13 protein-coding genes and 4 tRNA genes are annotated in these 17,741 nt (G+C 70.6%); 8 read left to right on the top strand and 9 right to left on the bottom strand.

Going from position 1 to position 17,741, the window contains the following annotated elements; all coding sequences use genetic code 11:
* Positions 1-7 precede the first annotated feature (7 nt).
* From RF645_RS09440 to RF645_RS09420, 5 genes are all read left to right on the top strand, one after another.
* Positions 8-2,173, top strand: a complete 2,166-nt coding sequence (locus RF645_RS09440; protein ID WP_235586834.1) for an APC family permease — start codon at positions 8-10, stop codon at positions 2,171-2,173.
* On the top strand, positions 2,170-3,639 hold the full coding sequence (locus RF645_RS09435; RefSeq protein WP_314302022.1) for a TRAM domain-containing protein: 1,470 nt from the start codon (positions 2,170-2,172) through the stop codon (positions 3,637-3,639). Before RF645_RS09440 ends, RF645_RS09435 begins: the two co-directional genes overlap by 4 nt.
* Positions 3,640-3,823: 184 nt before the next feature.
* Positions 3,824-6,505, top strand: coding sequence for an aconitate hydratase AcnA (acnA, locus tag RF645_RS09430; protein ID WP_251715241.1), 2,682 nt, complete (start codon positions 3,824-3,826; stop codon positions 6,503-6,505).
* A gap of 180 nt (positions 6,506-6,685) precedes the next feature.
* On the top strand, positions 6,686-8,755 hold the full coding sequence (gene dxs, locus RF645_RS09425; RefSeq protein WP_368818963.1) for a 1-deoxy-D-xylulose-5-phosphate synthase: 2,070 nt from the start codon (positions 6,686-6,688) through the stop codon (positions 8,753-8,755).
* A 139-nt stretch (positions 8,756-8,894) separates the two neighbouring features.
* Complete coding sequence (locus RF645_RS09420) at positions 8,895-9,239, top strand: hypothetical protein (protein ID WP_368818962.1); 345 nt, start codon at positions 8,895-8,897, stop codon at positions 9,237-9,239.
* Positions 9,240-9,422: 183 nt separating this feature from the next.
* On the opposite strand, the gene RF645_RS09415 is transcribed toward RF645_RS09420, so the two are convergent.
* From RF645_RS09415 to msrB, 3 genes are all read right to left on the bottom strand, one after another.
* Positions 9,423-10,730, bottom strand: a complete 1,308-nt coding sequence (locus RF645_RS09415; protein ID WP_053447468.1) for an HRDC domain-containing protein — start codon at positions 10,728-10,730, stop codon at positions 9,423-9,425.
* Positions 10,731-10,801: 71 nt separating this feature from the next.
* On the bottom strand, positions 10,802-11,398 hold the full coding sequence (locus RF645_RS09410) for a DUF3000 domain-containing protein (RefSeq protein ID WP_006214901.1): 597 nt from the start codon (positions 11,396-11,398) through the stop codon (positions 10,802-10,804).
* A gap of 153 nt (positions 11,399-11,551) precedes the next feature.
* Entirely contained in the window at positions 11,552-12,040 is a 489-nt protein-coding gene (gene msrB, locus RF645_RS09405; protein ID WP_082330941.1) for a peptide-methionine (R)-S-oxide reductase MsrB, read from the bottom strand.
* A 178-nt stretch (positions 12,041-12,218) separates the two neighbouring features.
* Between msrB and RF645_RS09400 the strand changes: the two genes are divergently transcribed.
* Complete coding sequence (locus RF645_RS09400) at positions 12,219-13,676, top strand: S9 family peptidase (protein WP_137802855.1); 1,458 nt, start codon at positions 12,219-12,221, stop codon at positions 13,674-13,676.
* A gap of 93 nt (positions 13,677-13,769) precedes the next feature.
* Here RF645_RS09400 and RF645_RS09395 read toward each other — a convergent pair whose 3' ends face one another.
* Both RF645_RS09395 and RF645_RS09390 read right to left on the bottom strand, forming a co-directional pair.
* A complete protein-coding gene (locus RF645_RS09395) occupies positions 13,770-14,234 on the bottom strand; it encodes a SufE family protein (RefSeq protein WP_137802856.1) in 465 nt (154 codons plus the stop codon).
* The gene (locus RF645_RS09390; protein WP_368818961.1) at positions 14,231-15,142 is read right to left on the bottom strand and encodes a sulfurtransferase; all 912 of its coding nucleotides are present in this window, start codon (positions 15,140-15,142) and stop codon (positions 14,231-14,233) included. The genes RF645_RS09395 and RF645_RS09390 overlap by 4 nt, the downstream gene beginning before the upstream one ends.
* A gap of 195 nt (positions 15,143-15,337) precedes the next feature.
* Here RF645_RS09390 and zapE point away from each other — a divergent pair, with 195 nt between their 5' ends.
* Complete coding sequence (gene zapE / locus RF645_RS09385; RefSeq protein ID WP_137802858.1) at positions 15,338-16,402, top strand: cell division protein ZapE; 1,065 nt, start codon at positions 15,338-15,340, stop codon at positions 16,400-16,402.
* Positions 16,403-16,570: 168 nt separating this feature from the next.
* Here the strand turns inward: zapE and RF645_RS09380 are convergent, their stop codons facing one another.
* The 4 genes from RF645_RS09380 to RF645_RS09365 all read right to left on the bottom strand — a co-directional run bounded on the left by RF645_RS09380 (position 16,571) and on the right by RF645_RS09365 (position 17,275).
* The gene (locus RF645_RS09380) at positions 16,571-16,771 is read right to left on the bottom strand and encodes an antitoxin (protein WP_249933862.1); all 201 of its coding nucleotides are present in this window, start codon (positions 16,769-16,771) and stop codon (positions 16,571-16,573) included.
* A 183-nt stretch (positions 16,772-16,954) separates the two neighbouring features.
* Positions 16,955-17,029, bottom strand: a tRNA-Val gene (locus tag RF645_RS09375).
* A gap of 36 nt (positions 17,030-17,065) precedes the next feature.
* Positions 17,066-17,136: transfer RNA gene (locus tag RF645_RS09370), tRNA-Cys, on the bottom strand.
* Between the two features lie 66 nt (positions 17,137-17,202).
* Positions 17,203-17,275: transfer RNA gene (locus RF645_RS09365), tRNA-Gly, on the bottom strand.
* A 393-nt stretch (positions 17,276-17,668) separates the two neighbouring features.
* Between RF645_RS09365 and RF645_RS09360 the strand changes: the two genes are divergently transcribed.
* Positions 17,669-17,740, top strand: a tRNA-Val gene (locus RF645_RS09360).
* The last annotated feature ends 1 nt before the right edge of the window (position 17,741 follow it).

Below are 17,741 nucleotides of genomic sequence, written 5' to 3'. Positions count from 1 at the left end.
TGTCCCCGTGACGAAACTGCGCGCGCTGCGGACCGCTCTGGTGGGCAGGCCCTACCACAACGAGCGCTACGAGGACACGGCCCTGTCCAAGCGCGCGGGGCTTCCGGTGTTCTCGGCGGACTCCCTGTCCTCGGTGGCCTACGCCCCGGACGAGATCGTGCTGACGCTGGCCCTGGCCGGGGCCTCCGCCGTGCTGCTCTCGCCGTGGGTCGGCCTGGCCGTCGTCGTCGTGACCGTGATCATCGTGCTGGCCTACCGGCAGAACCTTCGCGCGTACCCGTCCGGACAGGGCGACTACGAGATCGCGACCTCCAACCTGGGCGATCGCGCCGGCGTGGTGGTCGGCGCGTCGCTGATGATCGACTTCACCCTCGTGGTCGCGGTGTCCATGTCCGCCGCGGCGCAGTACCTGGCCGCTGCGTTCCCGGGGCTGATCGATTTCCGGCTCGAGATCGCGCTGGCCGGGATCCTGATCGCCGGGCTCCTGAACCTGCGCGGGCTGCGGTTCATGGGCCGCGCCGCAGCCGTGCCCACGTACCTGTTCGTGGCCGTGCTGCTCGCCATGATCGGCACCGGCCTGTACCAGTCGGCCACCGGCACCCTGGACCGCGCGGCCTCCGCGGACTGGGAGGTCCTGCCGGTGGAGGTCCCCGACGGCGGCTGGACGGGCATGGCCCTGGCGATCCTGGTGCTGCGGGCGTTCTCCTCGGGTGCTGTCGCGGTGACCGGCGTGGAGTCGGTGGCTGGCTCCGTGCCGTTCCTGCGCCGCCCGCGGGCCGCCAACGCCCGGATCATCCTGACCGTCATGGGCGTGCTCTCCGTCGTGCTGCTGCTGGGCACCGTGTACCTCGCACGCGCCACGGGGGTCCAGCTCGTGCTGGATCCCGAGCGCCAGCTGCGCATGGACGGCCACGCCCCGGAGGCGGACTTCTATCAGAACCCCGTGCTCGGGCAGCTCGCCCGGGCGATCTTCGGCCTGGACACGCCGCTGTACTACGTCGTGATCCTGGCAACCGTGCTCGTGCTCGTGCTGGCCGCCTCGACCGCCTTCACGGGCTTCCCGGCGCTGGCCTCGCGGCTGGCACGGGATTCGAGCCTCCCGCGGCAGTTCGCCGCTCGCGGCGATCGCTTCGCGTTCACGAACGGCATCGTGGTGCTGCTGGTGGTGGCGGCGGTGCTGACCGCCGTATTCGGCGCCAACGTCAACGCCCTCGTGCAGCTCTACGTGGTGGGCGTGTTCGTGTCCTTCACGCTCACCCAGTTCGGCATGGTCCGGCACTGGCGGCGCCACCGGCGCGCCGAGCCCACGGTCTCCGGGCGGCGCCGGATCGTGGCCTCGCTGGGGCTGGCCGTGCTGGCCGCGGTGATCTCGGCCGCCGTGCTGGTGGTGGTCATGACCACGCGGTTCACCCAGGGTGCCTGGATCACCGTGGTGTGCATCGTGGCGCTGTCGCTGTTCATGAGCGGCATCCGACGGCACTACGACGCCGTCGACGACGCCCTCCAGCTGGCTCCCGACTCACCCGTGCTGGCGCTGCCCTCGCGGGTGCACGCCATGCTGATCGTGCCGTCGGTGCGCAAGCCGGACATGCGCGCCCTGGCCTACGCCCGGGCCTCGCGGCCCTCCACGCTCGAGGCGCTCGTGGTGGATGTCTCCGCCGCGCGCACCGCCCGGATCCTGGAGCAGTGGCAGCGCCTGGAGATCCCCGTGCCGCTGCGGGTGCTGGATGCGCCCTACCGCAGCTCGACCCAGCCGGTCATCGACCACCTGCGCCGGGTCCGCAGGCGCTCGCCGCGCGATCTGGTGGTGGTCTACCTGCCGGAGTACGTGGTCTCCACCTCCTGGGAGCGCTTCCTGCACAACCAGGCCACAGGAGCGCTGCGCAGCCGCCTGCGCCACGAGCGGGGCGTCATGATCGCCTCCGTGCCCTGGCACCTGAACACCCTGGGCGCGCAGGTCTCCTCCGACGAGGACGCCCCGCACGAGCAGTCATCAGAGGCCCCCGCCCAAGTCACCCGGCGCGCCGCCCGCCGCCGACGCCGGCGCCGGGCCGACCGTGAGGCCCTGGCCGCCCGCTCCCGCACCCCACGACGACGGCGCCGCCGCCCAGCCGACCGCGAGACCCCGGGTGCCAGCTCCCGCACCGCACCGACCGATGGAGACGACGCATGACCGACAGCCCTCAGCACCTCGAGCTCGAGCTGGGACCGCTGGCCCACGGCGGGCACACCGTGGCGCGCACCCAGGAGGGACGCGTGGTGTTCGTGCGCCACGGGGCCCCCGGCGAGCGGGTGCGCGTGCGGCTGAGCGAGGCCCAGGACGAGGCGCGGTTCTGGCGCGGCGATGTGGTCGAGGTGCTCTCCCCGGTGCAGGGGCGCCGGGCGCGGCATCCCTGGGAGCCGGCAGATTCGATGCTGAGCTGGGCCTCCGGGCGCGCTCCCGTCGGCGGGGCCGAGCTCGGGCACCTGGAGCTCGAGCTGCAGCGACGGCTGAAGACCGAGGTCCTGCGGGAGCTGCTCAACGGGATCGGGGGCTTCGAGCCAGAGCAGCTCGAGGCGCTGGACCCGAGGGTCGAAGCCCTGCCGGGGGAGACGGACGACGGACTGGGCTGGCGCACGCGCGCCCATTTCGCGGTCGATGAGCACGGCCGGGCCGCCATGCATCCCCACCGCAGCGACGAGCTCGTGCCAGTCCAGGACTTCCCCCTGATGACTCCCGCGCTGAGCGCTCTGCGGATCGGAGAGATCGACTGGTCCGGGGCGACACGGCTCGATCTGGCGGGTCCCTCGGCAGACGCCCCCACGGTGGTCGTCACCGCCGCGCACCCGTTCGACGAGGACCTCGTCCGGCGTCTGCGCGAGCACGCGCTGCCGGCTCTGCAGGTCGCCCACGCCCGGGCCGGCGGGGAGGGGGAGATCGGACTCGTGCTCAGCGCCGACACCTCCGCCGGCTCCCCGCGCCGCGAGCCCCTGGTGCTCAGCGGGACCGGACGCACCATCGAACGGATCGGGCAGCGCACCTGGGAGGTCTCCGCCGGCGGATTCTGGCAGGTCCACCGCAGTGCGCCCCAGCATCTGCTGGGGCTCGTCGAGCAGGAATCCGGGCTGAGCGCGGGCGAGGACGCCCTCGATCTCTACTCGGGCGCGGGGCTGCTGACGGCTGCCCTGGCCGAGGCCGTGGGGGAGGCCGGCTCGGTGCTCGCCGTCGAGGGCTCCCCGCTGACCTCCACGGATGCGGCCCGCCGCTTCGGCGAGGACCCACAGGTCGAGGCGGTCACCGGCTCCGTCGAGGACGTCCTGGCCCGCCGCTGGCCGGAGCTGGTGCGGATCCCGCAGCGGAGGCGACGCGGCGGCCGTCCGTCGCGGGGCAGGCGCGGCGCAGCGTCGTCGGTGCCTTCGCGGCGACCGGACGTCGTCGTGCTGGATCCGCCGCGCGCCGGTGCCGGCAAGGTCGTGGTGGATGCGATCGCAGCCCTCGAGCCGCGCCGGATCGTGAGCGTGTCCTGCGATCCGGCCACTGCCGCGCGCGATCTGGCTCGGTTCCGCCACCGCGGCTGGCAGGTGCGCAGCCTGCGCGGCCTGGACCTGTATCCGAACACGCATCACCTCGAGACCGTGACCGTCCTCGAGCGCAGCTGAGGGTCGCCTTACTTACCATAGATCGAGCCCGAACGGGAGGTTCGGCGAGAAATCCGTGTCCGGATGGGGATATATTGGCAGGAGTCCGCCGAACCCGCGCTGCAGCTGTCCGGCCCTCGACCGAGGCTCCGACAGCGTTCCGCGCTCGGCGATCCACCACCGCGGCGAGAGGAGTTCCGGGCACATGAGCACCGTGGACAGCTTCGGGGCCAAGGACGTCCTTGACGTCAATGGCACCCAGTACGAGATTTACCGCCTCAAGGCGCTGAAGGGGGCCGAGAACCTTCCCTACAGCCTCAAGATCCTGCTGGAGAACCTGCTGCGCACCGAGGACGGTGCCAACGTCACGCAGGAGCACATCAAGGCCCTGGCCGAGTGGGATCCGGAGGCGCAGCCGAACACCGAGATCCAGTTCACGCCCGGCCGCGTGATCATGCAGGACTTCACCGGCGTCCCCTGCATCGTGGACCTGGCGACCATGCGCGAGGCCATCGAGGACCTCGGCGGCGACGCCGCCCGTGTCAACCCGCTCTCGCCCGCCGAGCTGGTCATCGACCACTCCGTGCAGATCGACTCCTTCGGCAACGCCGATGCGATCGAGCGCAACATGGACATCGAGTATCAGCGCAACGGCGAGCGCTACCAGTTCCTGCGCTGGGGCCAGACCGCGTTCGACGACTTCAAGGTCGTGCCCCCGGGCATGGGCATCGTGCACCAGGTCAACATCGAGAACCTGGCCCGCGTCGTGATGACCCGCGAGGTCGACGGCGTGAATCGCGCCTACCCGGACACCTGCGTGGGCACCGACTCCCACACCACCATGGAGAACGGCATCGGCGTCCTGGGCTGGGGCGTCGGCGGCATCGAGGCCGAGGCCGCCATGCTCGGCCAGCCGATCTCCATGCTGATCCCGCGCGTGGTGGGCTTCAAGCTCACCGGCGAGATCCCCGCCGGCGCCACCGCCACGGACGTCGTGCTCACGATCACCGAGATGCTGCGCAAGCACGGCGTCGTCGGCAAGTTCGTCGAGTTCTACGGCGAGGGCGTGGCGGCCGTGCCGCTGGCCAACCGCGCCACCATCGGCAACATGTCCCCGGAGTTCGGCTCGACCGCCGCGATCTTCCCGATCGACGACGTCACCATGGACTACCTGCGCCTGACCGGCCGCCCCCAGGAGCAGATCGACCTGGTCGAGGCCTACGCCAAGGAGCAGGGCCTGTGGCACGACCCGCAGGAGGAGACCCGCTTCTCCGAGTACCTCGAGCTGGACCTGTCCACCGTCGTGCCGTCGATCTCCGGGCCCAAGCGCCCGCAGGACCGCATCGAGCTGGACAAGGCCAAGGGCACCTTCGAGCGCGACGTGAAGAACTACGTCTCGGACAAGACCCCCGAGTCGGCCGGCGTCTCCATGGAGGACGGCCGCGAGTTCGAGCTGGAGAACGGAGCGGTCTCGATCGCCTCGATCACCTCCTGCACGAACACCTCGAACCCGTCCGTGATGATGGCCGCGGCCGTGCTGGCCCGCAACGCCGTCGACAAGGGCCTGGCCTCCAAGCCCTGGGTCAAGACCTCGATCGCCCCGGGCTCCAAGGTCGTCACCGACTACTACGAGAAGTCCGGCCTGATCCCGTCGCTGGAGGCCCTGGGCTTCTACATCGTCGGCTACGGCTGCACCACCTGCATCGGCAACTCGGGTCCGCTCGAGTCCGAGATCTCGCAGGCGGTCCAGGACAACGACCTGGCCGTGACCTCGGTGCTGTCGGGCAACCGCAACTTCGAGGGCCGCATCAACCCGGACGTCAAGATGAACTACCTGGCCTCCCCGCCGCTGGTGGTCGCCTACGCCCTGGCCGGGACCATGGACTTCGACTTCCAGAACGAGCCGCTGGGCCAGGACTCCGAGGGCAACGACGTCTACCTCAAGGACATCTGGCCGGATCCGACCGAGGTCCAGCAGATCATCGACGACTCCATCGAGACGGAGATGTTCACCGACTCGTACGGCACGATCTTCGACGGCGACGAGCGCTGGCAGTCCCTGGAGACCCCGACCGGCAAGACCTTCGAGTGGGACGCGGAGTCCACCTACGTGCGCAAGCCCCCGTACTTCGAGGGCATGACCATGGAGATCTCCCCGGTCACCGACATCGAGGGCGCGCGCGTGCTGCTCAAGCTGGGCGATTCGGTCACGACCGACCACATCTCCCCGGCCGGCTCCTTCAAGTCGGACACGCCCGCGGGCAAGTACCTCATCGAGAACGGGGTCGAGCGCAAGGACTTCAACTCCTACGGCTCGCGCCGCGGCAACCACGAGGTCATGATCCGCGGCACCTTCGCCAACATCCGCATCAAGAACCAGCTCCTGGACGGCGTGGAGGGCGGCTTCACCCGCGACTTCACCCAGGAGGGCGGCCCGCAGGCCGCCGTCTACGATGCCGCGATGAACTACCAGGAGGCCGGCGTCCCGCTGGTCGTGCTGGGCGGCAAGGAGTACGGCTCGGGATCCTCCCGCGACTGGGCGGCCAAGGGCACCAGCCTGCTGGGCGTCCGCGCGGTCATCACCGAGTCCTACGAGCGCATCCACCGCTCCAACCTGATCGGCATGGGCGTGCTGCCGCTGCAGTTCCCGCAGGGCGAGTCGGCCGACTCGCTGGGCCTGGACGGCACCGAGACCTTCTCGATCTCGGGCGTCACCGAGCTCAACGACGGCCGCACCCCCAAGACCGTGAAGGTCACCGCGGCCAAGGAGGACGGCTCCACCGTCGAGTTCGACGCCGACGTGCGCATCGACACCCCCGGTGAGGCGGACTACTACCGCAACGGCGGCATCCTGCAGTACGTGCTGCGCCAGATGGCCAGCAAGTGATCTGAGGATCCCTCCGCGCGGGAGCGCCCCGTCAGGCTCCGGCCCGGCGGGGCGCTCGTGCGTGCGAACGCCCTCGCGGCAGGTCCCGGCCTGGTGCGTCGGATGCCGGCGGTAGCATCGGCTGATACGAAGATTCGCTGTGCGCGGCCTCGTCGACGAGGCTGCGCTGCAAGGAGAACCATGTCGATCTTGGAGGGCATCCGCGGCCCGGAGGACCTCAAGGGCCTGGCGCCCGAGCAGCTGGGGGAGCTGGCGGAGGAGATCCGCAGGTTCCTGGTCACCAGCGTCTCGGCCACAGGCGGCCATCTGGGCCCGAACCTGGGCGTCGTCGAGCTCACGCTGGCTCTGCACCGCGTCTTCGACTCGCCCCGGGACCCGATCGTCTACGACACCGGGCACCAGTCGTACGTGCACAAGCTGCTGACCGGCCGCCAGGACTTCTCGACCCTGCGCCAGCAGGGCGGTCTGGCCGGCTACCCGGACCGCGGCGAGTCCGAGCACGACGTCGTGGAGTCCTCGCACGCCTCGTCGTCGCTGTCCTGGGCGGACGGCATCTCCCGTGCCTTCGCGCTCACCGGCCAGAACGATCGCACCACCGTGGTGGTGGTCGGCGACGGCGCCATGACCGGCGGCATGACCTGGGAGGCCGCGAACAACATCGCCTCGGATCCCGATCGCCGCGTGGTGATCGTCGTCAACGACAACGGGCGCTCCTACGCCCCCACGGTCGGCGGGCTGGCGCGTCAGCTGCAGGAGCTCAAGGCCGAGGTCCAGCAATCGGTGGACACCGTGCGCACGGACCGGCGCTACGAGCGCGTGCTCACCCAGGTCAAGGAGTCGCTGCAGCACTCCGGGCCGGTGGGCCAGGCGACCTACCGCGGGCTGCACGGCATGAAGGCCGGGCTCAAGGACGTGGTGGTCCACAACGGCCTGTTCGCCGATCTGGGCATGAAGTACGTGGGCCCGATCGACGGCCACGACCAGGACGCCCTGGAGCACGCTCTGCGACGAGCCCGCGACTTCGGCGGACCGGTGCTCGTGCACACGATCACCCAGAAGGGCCACGGCTACGCCCCGGCGATCGCCGACGTCGACGACATGTTCCACGCCGTGGGCACGATCGACCCGGAGACCGGCCAGCCGACCAGCGCCAGCTCGGGCCGGTCCTGGACCTCGGTGTTCGCCGAGGCCATGGCCGAGGCCGCGGATGAGCGCGACGACATCGTGGGCATCACCGGCGCCATGACCATCCCGGTGGGTCTGAACCTCATGCAGGACAAGCACCCGGAGCGGGTCTTCGACGTCGGGATCGCAGAGCAGCACGCTCTGACCATGGCCGCCGGCATGGCCTACGGAGGGCTGCACCCGGTGGTCGCGCTGTACGCCACGTTCCTCAACCGCGGCTTCGATCAGCTGCTGATGGACGTGGCCCTGCACAAGGCGGGGGTCACCCTGGTCCTCGACCGCGCCGGGGTCACCGGTCCGGACGGGCCCAGCCATCACGGCATGTGGGACCTGGCGCTGCTGCAGATCGTGCCCGGGCTGCACCTGGCGGCACCGCGGGACGAGCCCAGCATGCGCGAGGAGTTCCGCGAGGCCCTGCACGTCAGCGACGCCCCCACCGTGCTGCGCTACCCCAAGGGATCCGTCTCCGAGCCGATCCCCGCTCTGGAGCGGCTCGACGACGGCGTGGAGATCCTCCTGCGCACCACCGGAGCGGTGGAGCGGGAGGCCGAGGAGGAGATGGCAGCCGGCCAGGGCTCTGCTGACGAGAAGCGTGCGGAGCGCCGTGCGGGAAGCGATCAGGACACCGACGTCCTGCTGGTCGCCGTGGGCGCCATGGCACCGCTGTGCCTGGAAGTGGCTCGGCGTCTGGGCGATCACGGGATCTCGGCCACCGTCGTGGATCCGCGCTGGGTCCTGCCCGTGCCGGCCTCGCTGTCGGAGCTGGCCGCTCAGCACCGCTTCGTGGTGGTGGTCGAGGACGGCGTGCGCTCCGGCGGCATCGGCAGCCTCATCCGCCAGTCCGTCCGCCGGGCCGGCGTGGACACTGCGCTGAACGAGGTCGGGCTGCCCACCGAGTTCCTCACTCACGGCTCCAGGTCGCAGGTGCTCGAGCGGGTGGGCCTGACCGCCCAGCAGATCACCCGCGACACCGTGGACTCGGTGCTCGGGACGCGGGTGCCCTATGCCCGCCCGGTCGGCGAGGACGCGTCCGCTCTGCGCTTCGAGGACCGCACCGGGGCCTGAGACTGACGCTCGGCGCGCAATGGCGGCAGATCGCGGGGCCGCCGCGCCGAGGGCTTCGTTGTCCGGCCCGTGCCTCCTCAGTAGGCTGAGCAGCAGAACGCGGGCGATGAGGCCCGTGACACGACGAGAGGCAAGAGACATGTTCAAGAAGGCCATCTTCGTGGCGGGTCTGGCCATCGGCTTCGTCGCCGGCTCGGCTGCCGGTCGCGAGCCGTTCGATCAGATCAAGTCCCAGGTCCTGGGCGTGACCAACGACCCGGAGGTCCGCCGCAAGGTCTCCGAGGGCGCCGAGAAGGCCAAGGCCACCGTGCAGGAGCAGGCGCCGGTCGTGGCCGAGAAGGCCAAGGAGACCGCTTCCAACGCCGCCGACAAGGCCACGCAGACGGCCTCCAGCGCCGCCGACAAGGCCAAGGGCTCGTCCCAGAGCGACACCACCGGCAACCTGACGGCCTCCACCAACTCCCCGGAGACCAAGCACATCTGAGCCGGTGAGGCGTCCTCGCCGAGGAAGCCGCCGCGCACACGAGAAGGAGCCGCCGAGACGCGATCTCGGCGGCTCCTTCGTCCGTCTCGGGCCAGCGCCCGGGGACGGATCCTCAGCGAGGAGTCGCTGCCGCAGACCATCGGCCGATGATGGCCTGCCGCTGCGACTCCTCGTGGGCCGGGCTCAGCTCGCGGCTGCGTCGGCGTTGCCGGCGTCGTCGTGCTGCTCGGGGCGGGGCAGGCGCAGCGCCTTCTGGAGGGTCGGGGCCACGTTGTCGATCTGCCACCGACGGGCGCCGATCTCGGCGAGCCGCTCGGCGATCTGCTCGAGCTCGGCCGAGGCCGGGGGATCCCAGCTGAACCGGCGCAGGTGCTCGGGGACCACGAGGTTCTCGGTGGGCATCCCCAGCTCGGCGGCGCGCTCGGCCACCGCGGGCTTCAACGTGCGCAGGCGCTCGGCGGCGGCCGGTCGCTTCACGGTCCAGGACTTCACCGGCGGCAGGGAGTCGGAGGAGACCGACTGGGGGACCAGCTCCTCGGCCTGGCGGGCCTCCGAGAGGGCACGCAGCCAGCGCGGTGCCTCCTTGGAGGCGGCGCGGCCGTGGAAGCCCGGCGTGCGCAGCAGCTGCGGCACGGAGCGGGGCATGGCCTGGGCCACTGCGACCAGGGCGGAGTCGGGCAGCAGCCTCCCTGGAGAGATGTCCTTGTGGCGGGCGAGCTCCTCGCGCTCGGTCCACAGGTTGCGCAGGGCGGTGAGCTGGCGTCGTCCGCGGATCTTGGTGATCCCGGAGGTGCGCCGCCACGGATCCTTGCGCGGGGCGGCGGGCGGTGCTGTGCGCACGGCCTCGAACTCCTCGAGCGCCCATTCGAGCTTGCCCTGGGAGCGCAGCAGCTCCTCCATGGCGTAGCGCAGCTGGACCAGGACCTCGACGTCCAGGGCGGCGTAGGTCAGCCACGGCTCCGGCAGGGGGCGGGTGGACCAGTCCACCGCCGAGTGCTCCTTGGCCATCGTGAAGCCGAGCAGCTCCTCCGTCTCTGCGGCCAGCCCAACACGGCTCAGCCCGGCGATGCGTCCGCCGAGCTCGGTGTCGAACAGGGCGTCGGGGTGCATGTCCAGCTCGCGCAGGCAGGGCAGGTCCTGCGTGGCGGCGTGCAGGACCCATTCGGTGCCGCGCAGCGCCTCGTCGATGATCGCCAGCGATCCGGTGGCCTCGGGGTCGATGAGCACGGTGCCGGTGCCCTCGCGGCGCAGCTGGACCAGGAAGGCGCGCTGGCCGTAGCGGAAGCCGCTGGCCCGCTCGGTGTCCAGGGCCACGGGGCCGGTGCCCTCGCTGAGCTGCTCGGCGGCCAGCTCGAGGCGCCGGGTCGTGTCCACCAGCGGGGGCAGGCCGTCCATGGGCTGATCCAGGAAGACGGAGTCGGGGATCTCGAATTCCTCGAAGCCCTCGACGACGGTGGGGCTCGGATGCTGGGAGGGGCTCGTGCTGCTCACTGCGGCTGTCAGATCCTCTTGCTGCTCGGATGGTTCGGGGGTGGCCGGTGTGCTCGCGGCTGCCGTGGGGGTCAGCGCCGCAGGACGGTGACCGACTCGGTCACCGGCGGCAGGCCGGCGAACGTGCAGACCATGTCCGCCCAGGCCTCCAGGTGCACGGAGAGGTCCTCGCCGCGAGGCGTCCAGGAGGCCCGCAGCTCGACGTCGATGTACTCCTCTGTGTCGGCCAGCTGGCCGAAGCCCTCGGAGAGCACCCGTGAGGCCGTGCCGCCCTCCCGGATGTACTGCGCGCCGCTGCGATCCAGTGCCTCGAGCAGCCAGCTCCAGGCGACCTGGGCGAGCATCTCGTCATGGCCCAGCTCGCGCTCGACCTCCGCCTTCACATAGGTCACGATGCGGAAGGCATCTCCCCACTCGGCGCCGCGGTCCGGGGCGTGGATGAGCAGGAAGCGGCCGGTGGCCAGCTCGCGGGCGTCTTCAGCGGAGCCCTGGGAGCTGGGATGCGCCGACACGGGCTCGAGCACGGTGGCCGAGAAGGCCACCGAATCGGCGGCTCGGGGAGTGGGCGCCGAGATCTCGACGAGCTCGATCTCCGGTCGGCACTGGGCACGACGCAGCGATGCCGCTGCTCGTGGGAACCTTCCGACCAGATCGCTCTGAGCTGTCACGAGGCCCAGCCTAGGCCCGCCTCACCTCGCGATCGGGCCTGCCACGCCGTCCGTTGCGCAGCGATGACGCGCTCCCGACATGAGGCCGGATCCGGCGCGGCCCTGAGCACCCGCGCGACGCAGCCGCGACGGCTGCTCGGCAGGCGTAGGGCCTCACGACTGTGTGCCCGCCTCCCCGGTGCCCTGTGCCGGCTCCAGGCGCATGGACAGCGAGTTGATGCAGTAGCGCAGGTCCGTGGGCGTGGGGTAGCCCTCGCCCGCGAAGAGATGGCCCAGATGGGAGTCGCAGGCCGCGCACCGCACCTCCACGCGCTCCATGCCCAGCGACGAGTCGCGGATGTAGCGCACGCGGTCCTCGGCCAGCGGCGCGAAGAACGACGGCCATCCGCAGTGCGAGCCGAACTTGGTCTCCGAGCGGAACAGCTCCGCGCCGCAGGCCCGGCAGGAGTAGACGCCCTCGGTCTCGGTGTCCCAGTACTCGCCGGTGAAGGGCCGCTCGGTGCCGGCCTCGCGCAGGACGTGGAACTCCTGGGGGCTGAGCACGGCGCGCCACTCGTCCTCGGTGCGCTGCACGCTGGGCGCGCTCTGGCCTTCCTCGGTCTGCGGGTCGGTGCTGCGCGGATCGGTGGTCTGCTCGGACACGGTGTCCTCCTCGCCTCGATGTCGTGGTGACCCGCTGTGCCGCAAGAGCCAGGGGCCTCACGGGTGCAACAGCGCATGTGCCCCGGATATTCACGAAATCGGTTCCGCGCGTGCGGGTAGAGCTCGCGGGGATCGTCGTTCCCGGCCGACGCCGAGGCTCACATGACAGAATGTGACTATGCCCGGTTCCCTGCGCTCATCGACCCACCCCGCCCGATCACGTCCGCTTGCCGCCCTGCGCGGGCAGCCGCGGGAGTCGTCGTCGGTGTGGGCCCGCGGAGCCGTGGCGGGCACGGCGCTGACGGTGGGGGCGGCGTCGCTGTCCTTCGGCGTCTCCTCGGCGATCGCCGCCTACGTGGCGCGTCAGGTCGTCGTGCCGCCCCGGTACCGCTCTGAGGACCTGGCCATCCACCAGTACACCCCGGTGGATCCGGCGCAGCATCCCGAGGCGCTGCCCGGAGCCGGCGAGGTGCGCCTGGCGGCCACGGTGGAGACCACCGTCGACGGCGTCTACAGCCTGCGCTTCGGCGGGGGAGAGGGCCACGCTCGGATCGGCGAGATCCTCTCCTGGTCACCGGCCGCCGGCGAGGTCGTGCGGGAGGTCCAGGAGGTCTACAGCGGCGACCTCTCGGCGGCTTCGCGCGGCTGGTGGGCCGGGACGGTCTACCCGGACCCCGCCGCGGCCGGATACCGCTTCCACGAGGTCGAGCTGCCCATGGAGATGGGCGCGGCACCCTGCTGGGTGGTCCCGGCGGGGCAGAGACGGGATCCGCAGGCGGGCAGCGCGCGCCCGGGGACGGACCGCGGCTTCCGCCCTCGCGGTGCCGGAGGCCACGACGACGACGCGCACCGCGAGGACGACCACCGCGAGAGCGTGTCCCGCGACGACGAGCAGACCGCGGCCGAGGACCCCGCCGCCCAGCAGCTGCCCGGCCCCTGGGCGATCATGGTCCACGGCCGCGGCGCCCAGCGCATGGAGGCCATCCGCGCCCTGGACACCGCCCAGCGCATGGGCCTGAACTCGCTGCTGATCTCCTACCGCAACGACCGAGAGGCTCCGGCCTCCCCGGACGGACGCTACGGGCTGGGGTTCACGGAGTGGAAGGACGTCCAGCTGGCGATCTCCTACGCCAAGCTGCGAGGGGCCACCCGGATCGTGCTGTTCGGCTGGTCCATGGGCGGGGCGATCTGCCTGCAGACCGCGGACCTGTCGATCTACCGGGCGGATATCGCGGGGATGGTCCTCACCGGGCCGGTCGTGGACTGGTTCACGCTGTTCACCCACCACACGGCGTCGCGACACATCCCCTCAGCGATCACCACCATGGCCCAGTCCCTGATCACCTCGCCGCGCGGGCTGTGGCTCACGGGCCTGGCCGCACCGCTGGACCTGGGCTCGCTGGACTGGATCACGCGCGCCGATCAGCTGCAGACCCCCACGCTGATCCTGCACTCCGCCGACGACGAGTTCGTCCCGGACACCGCCTCCAAGCGCTTGGCGGAACTCAGCGACCGGGTCGAGATGGTGGGCTTCCAGCGCGCCCGCCACACCAAGGAGTGGAACGTGGACCCGCAGAGGTGGGAGTCCTCCGTGGAGGAGTGGGCCGCGCGCGTGCTGCCGGACCTGCACGACTGAGGCCGGCTGCGGCGCCGCCCCTGATGAAGACCAGCGCAGCCCCCGTCGGGACGACCCGACGGGGGCTGCTGCGTGTGCCGCCCAGGGACCTGCTCAGCGCGGCAGGTTCGCGATCTGACGACGGATGCGATCCAGCATGGCGGACATGCCGCGCATGCGCAGCGGCGAGACCAGCTGCGTCAGCCCGAAGCGCTCCGTGAGATCGCCGGGCAGATCGCGGATCTGCGCGGCCGGCAGCCCGTCGAGCCCCTCGTGCAGGATCGAGGCGAAGCCGCGGGTCGTCGGCGCCTCCTGGGGAGCGGAGAAGAACAGGCGCACGGGGGTGTCGTCGTCGCCGGTCTGGGCCTGGCCGTCCCATTCGACCGTCAGGAACAGCGGCGACTGGCACTCCACGACCTGCTCGAGCTGCTCGGGATGCTCCCCGTAGCGCTCCGGCAGATCCGGCAGGGAGCGGGAGAACTCGAGCAGCAGCTGGAGGCGATCCGCGTCCGGAACGGCGTGGAAGTCCTCGATCAGCTCCTGCACGGACTCCGGGATGTTCGCGTCCGCCCCGCTCATCGACGGGCCTCCGGAGCCTCGCCGCGCTCCTCGCCCATCACGACGGGCAGACCGACGGAGTTGCCCCACTCGGTCCAGGAGCCGTCGTAGTTGCGCACCTGCGGGTAGCCCAGCAGGTGCTCGAGCACGAACCACGTGTGGGAGGAGCGCTCGCCGATGCGGCAGTAGGCGATGACCGGCTCCTGCGGATCCAGCCCGATCTCGTCGCGGTAGATCGCCTCGAGCTCCGAGCGGGTCTTGAAGGTCGAGTCCTCGGCGGCGGCGCGCGCCCACGGGACGGAGGCCGCGGTGGGGATGTGGCCGCCGCGCAGCACGCCCTCCTGCGGGTAGTCGGCCATGTGCGTGCGCTCGCCCGTGTATTCCGGGGCCGAGCGGACGTCCACCAGGGGAGTGCGCCCGATCTCGTCCAGGACGTCCTGACGGAAGGCGCGGATGCGGGAGTCGTCGCGTTCGACGACGGGGTAGTCGGTGCGCTCGCGCGACGGGGTCTCGGTGGACAGCTCGCGGCCCTCGGCGATCCACTTGTCGCGGCCGCCGTCCATCAGGCGCACGTCCTGGTGGCCGAAGAGGGTGAAGACCCACAGGGCGTAGGCGGCCCACCAGTTGGACTTGTCGCCGTATATCACGATCGTCTGCTCGCGCGAGATGCCCTTGGCGCTCATCAGCTCAGCGAACTGCTGCCCGCCCAGGTAGTCGCGCACGGCCTGCTGGTTGAGCTCGGTGTGCCAGTCGACCTTCACGGCGTCCGGGATGTGACCGGTCTCGTAGAGCAGCACGTCCTCGTCCGACTCCACGATGACGACCTGCGGATCTTCGAGGTGCTGGGCCACCCACTCGGTGGAGACCAGGCGCTCGGGGTGGGCGTATTCGGCGAACTTGGGGTCGGTGGTGTCGGGATCGACAGCCATGTGCGTCCTCCAGAAGGGTCGTTGGGGCTGGCCCCGATCGCTGGGGCCGACCTCGAGGGATCTGGTTCCACTGTACCCACGGGTCTGCGCGGTCGAGCCGGCCCGCGGGCCATGTGCGCGACGGGCGAACCGCAGCGGCTCGCCTGCCGGTAGGCTCGGTCGCGCCCCCACCGGTCGCACCTGAAGAGGTCCTTTGTGAGTCCCAAGATCGAGCGCCTGTCCGAGCGCGCACCGTCCGTCTCCGCGGAGCAGCTGCTCGAGGGCTTCCGCCCCTCGGAGCGCTTCGGCGAGGTCTCCTTCGACACCTACCGCCCGGACCCCTCGCAGCCCTCGCAGGCGGAGGCCGTCGAGGTGCTCAAGCGCTTCGCTGCCTCGATCCAGGCGCCCTCCCAGAAGAAGAGCGGCGGCTTCCTCTCGCGCATGTTCGGCGGCGGGCAGAAGCAGACGGCGGCCCAGGGCATCTACCTCGACGGCGGCTTCGGCGTGGGCAAGACGCACCTGCTGGCCTCGCTGTGGCACGACTCCCCGGGGCCGAAGTCCTTCGGCACCTTCGTGGAGTACACCAACCTGGTCGGCGCTCTGACCTTCCGCAAGACGGTTGAGGCGCTGAGCGGCTATGCGCTGGTGTGCATCGACGAGTTCGAGCTCGACGATCCCGGCGACACCGTCCTGATGTCCCGGCTGATGCGGGAGCTCTCGGATGCTGGGGTGCGCCTGGCCGCGACCTCCAACACGCTGCCCGGCTCGCTGGGGGAGGGCCGCTTCGCCGCGCAGGACTTCCAGCGCGAGATCCAGGTGCTCTCCGATCAGTTCGACGTCCTGCGCATCGACGGCGAGGACTTCCGTCACCGCGGCCTGCCCGAGGCACCCGCGCCGCTGGCGGACGACCAGCTCGAGGCGGCCGCCGCGCAGCGCTTCCCGGACGACGCGACCATCGCGGTCGACGACTTCGAGGACATCCTGGAGCACCTGATCCGCGTGCACCCGTCGCGCTACCGGGCCATGGTCCAGGGCCTCGACGGCATCGTGTGGCGCGGCGTGCGCACGGTCGACGAGCAGGCCCTGGCGCTGCGTCTGGTCGTGCTGGCCGACCGCCTCTATGACCGTGACCTGCCGATCATCAGCTCGGGCGTGGCCTTCGATCAGATCTTCACCCCGGAGATGATGGCCGGCGGCTACCAGAAGAAGTACTCGCGCGCCGTCTCGCGACTGACGGCCCTCGCCCGCGAGGGGCAGATGCCGGAGCAGCCCTCGGTCTGACGCGGCTGAGGGCTCGACCGTCGTCGTCCGGTCCTCCGATGTCGGCCGGAGGACCCCGGCCGGGATGCGAGCATCTGCAGATGCACTGAGGGGCGGCACCGTGATGGTGCCGCCCCTCAGGCGCATGAGGACCGACCCTTGCGGGCCGGTCGACCGCTGATCCGTGGATCAGTTGTCGTCGTTTCCGCCAGTGAGCTTGTCCTTGGCGGAGTTGATCTGGTCCTCGTGCTGGCCGCCGGTCTTGTCGTTGGCCGTGTCAGCAGCCTTGTCGACGGCCTCGGGGTTGTCCGAAGCTGCCTGCTTGGCCTTGTCTGCCATTCCTCCGAGATCCACCATGATGGTCTCCTCTCGTTCGATGTCATCTGACATCGCATACTCTCCACTGCCCGCGGTCCATGTCGCAACATCGGAGGTCCCCGGGCGCGTCGCCCCCTCCCGCCGAGTGGATACCTAGTTGCGCTATCTGGCCCCTTGGCGCAACTAGGTATCCACTCGGCGGGGGGGGGGTACGACGAAGGCCCCGACTGAAGCTTCAGTCGGGGCCTTCTGTGCTGGTGCGCGATACTGGGATCGAACCAGTGACCTCTTCCGTGTCAGGGAAGCGCGCTACCGCTGCGCCAATCGCGCTCGTGCTCCCGGGGGGAGCGAGCTTGGTGGGAACCGAGGTGGAGACGGGATTCGAACCCGCGTAGACGGCTTTGCAGGCCGCTGCCTAACCACTCGGCCACCCCACCGGGACCTGTGTCCTTGCGGACCTGGCCTTCTCATTGATCGCATTCATCCGAAGATGATGCTCTCCGAGCGGTTGACGGGAGTCGAACCCGCGACCCTCACCATGGCAAGGTGATGCTCTACCAGCTGAGCTACAACCGCGAATCATCGGCCTTTCGGCTGACGTTCGATCGGAAACTGTATCACAGCCTCTTCCGTGCTCACGCTCGGCGCCTCGGCTGCGGACAGTGCGTCCAGTCCGATGCGCAGGGCTCTCGCTCCGCGTCCTTCGGGCTGCTCGCCGTTCCGACAGGCGTAGACATTAGGCCACCTGGATCGCGCCACGCAAATCGGCTCCAGTGCCCTGGTCCGACGGGGGTGCAAGACAGCTCGCACGTCACTGGAGGCTTCGGTGTGTGCATGTCTGAGGCCCAGGCCCCGGATCGCTGCTGCTTGCGCGAGCGCGCGAAGGGCGACAGCTGGGGCGCGACCAGGTGCCGGCGAGGCCGAATTGGCGAGCGGCGTCAGGGTGCGCTATGGTTTCCAGGTCGAAAGGCGCGATTAGCGCAGCGGTAGCGCGCTTCGTTCACACCGAAGAGGTCACTGGTTCGATCCCAGTATCGCGCAC

The sequence above is a fragment of the Kocuria sp. CPCC 205260 genome (genome assembly GCF_040981045.1).
Classification (GTDB): Bacteria; Actinomycetota; Actinomycetes; order Actinomycetales; family Micrococcaceae; genus Kocuria; species Kocuria palustris.
This window is presented reverse-complemented; position numbering and strand designations above follow the sequence as displayed.

What these genes read in the sequence shown, in the direction of transcription:
- RF645_RS09395 (WP_137802856.1), bottom strand. Translation starts at nt 14,234, where the DNA reads ATGAGCGGGGCGGACGCGAACATCCCGGAGTCCGTGCAGGAGCTGATC.
- RF645_RS09420 (WP_368818962.1), top strand. Translation starts at nt 8,895, where the DNA reads ATGTTCAAGAAGGCCATCTTCGTGGCGGGTCTGGCCATCGGCTTCGTC.
- RF645_RS09435 (WP_314302022.1), top strand. Translation starts at nt 2,170, where the DNA reads ATGACCGACAGCCCTCAGCACCTCGAGCTCGAGCTGGGACCGCTGGCC.
- RF645_RS09400 (WP_137802855.1), top strand. Translation starts at nt 12,219, where the DNA reads ATGCCCGGTTCCCTGCGCTCATCGACCCACCCCGCCCGATCACGTCCG.
- RF645_RS09390 (WP_368818961.1), bottom strand. Translation starts at nt 15,142, where the DNA reads ATGGCTGTCGATCCCGACACCACCGACCCCAAGTTCGCCGAATACGCC.
- RF645_RS09380 (WP_249933862.1), bottom strand. Translation starts at nt 16,771, where the DNA reads ATGTCAGATGACATCGAACGAGAGGAGACCATCATGGTGGATCTCGGA.
- acnA (WP_251715241.1), top strand. Translation starts at nt 3,824, where the DNA reads ATGAGCACCGTGGACAGCTTCGGGGCCAAGGACGTCCTTGACGTCAAT.
- dxs (WP_368818963.1), top strand. Translation starts at nt 6,686, where the DNA reads ATGTCGATCTTGGAGGGCATCCGCGGCCCGGAGGACCTCAAGGGCCTG.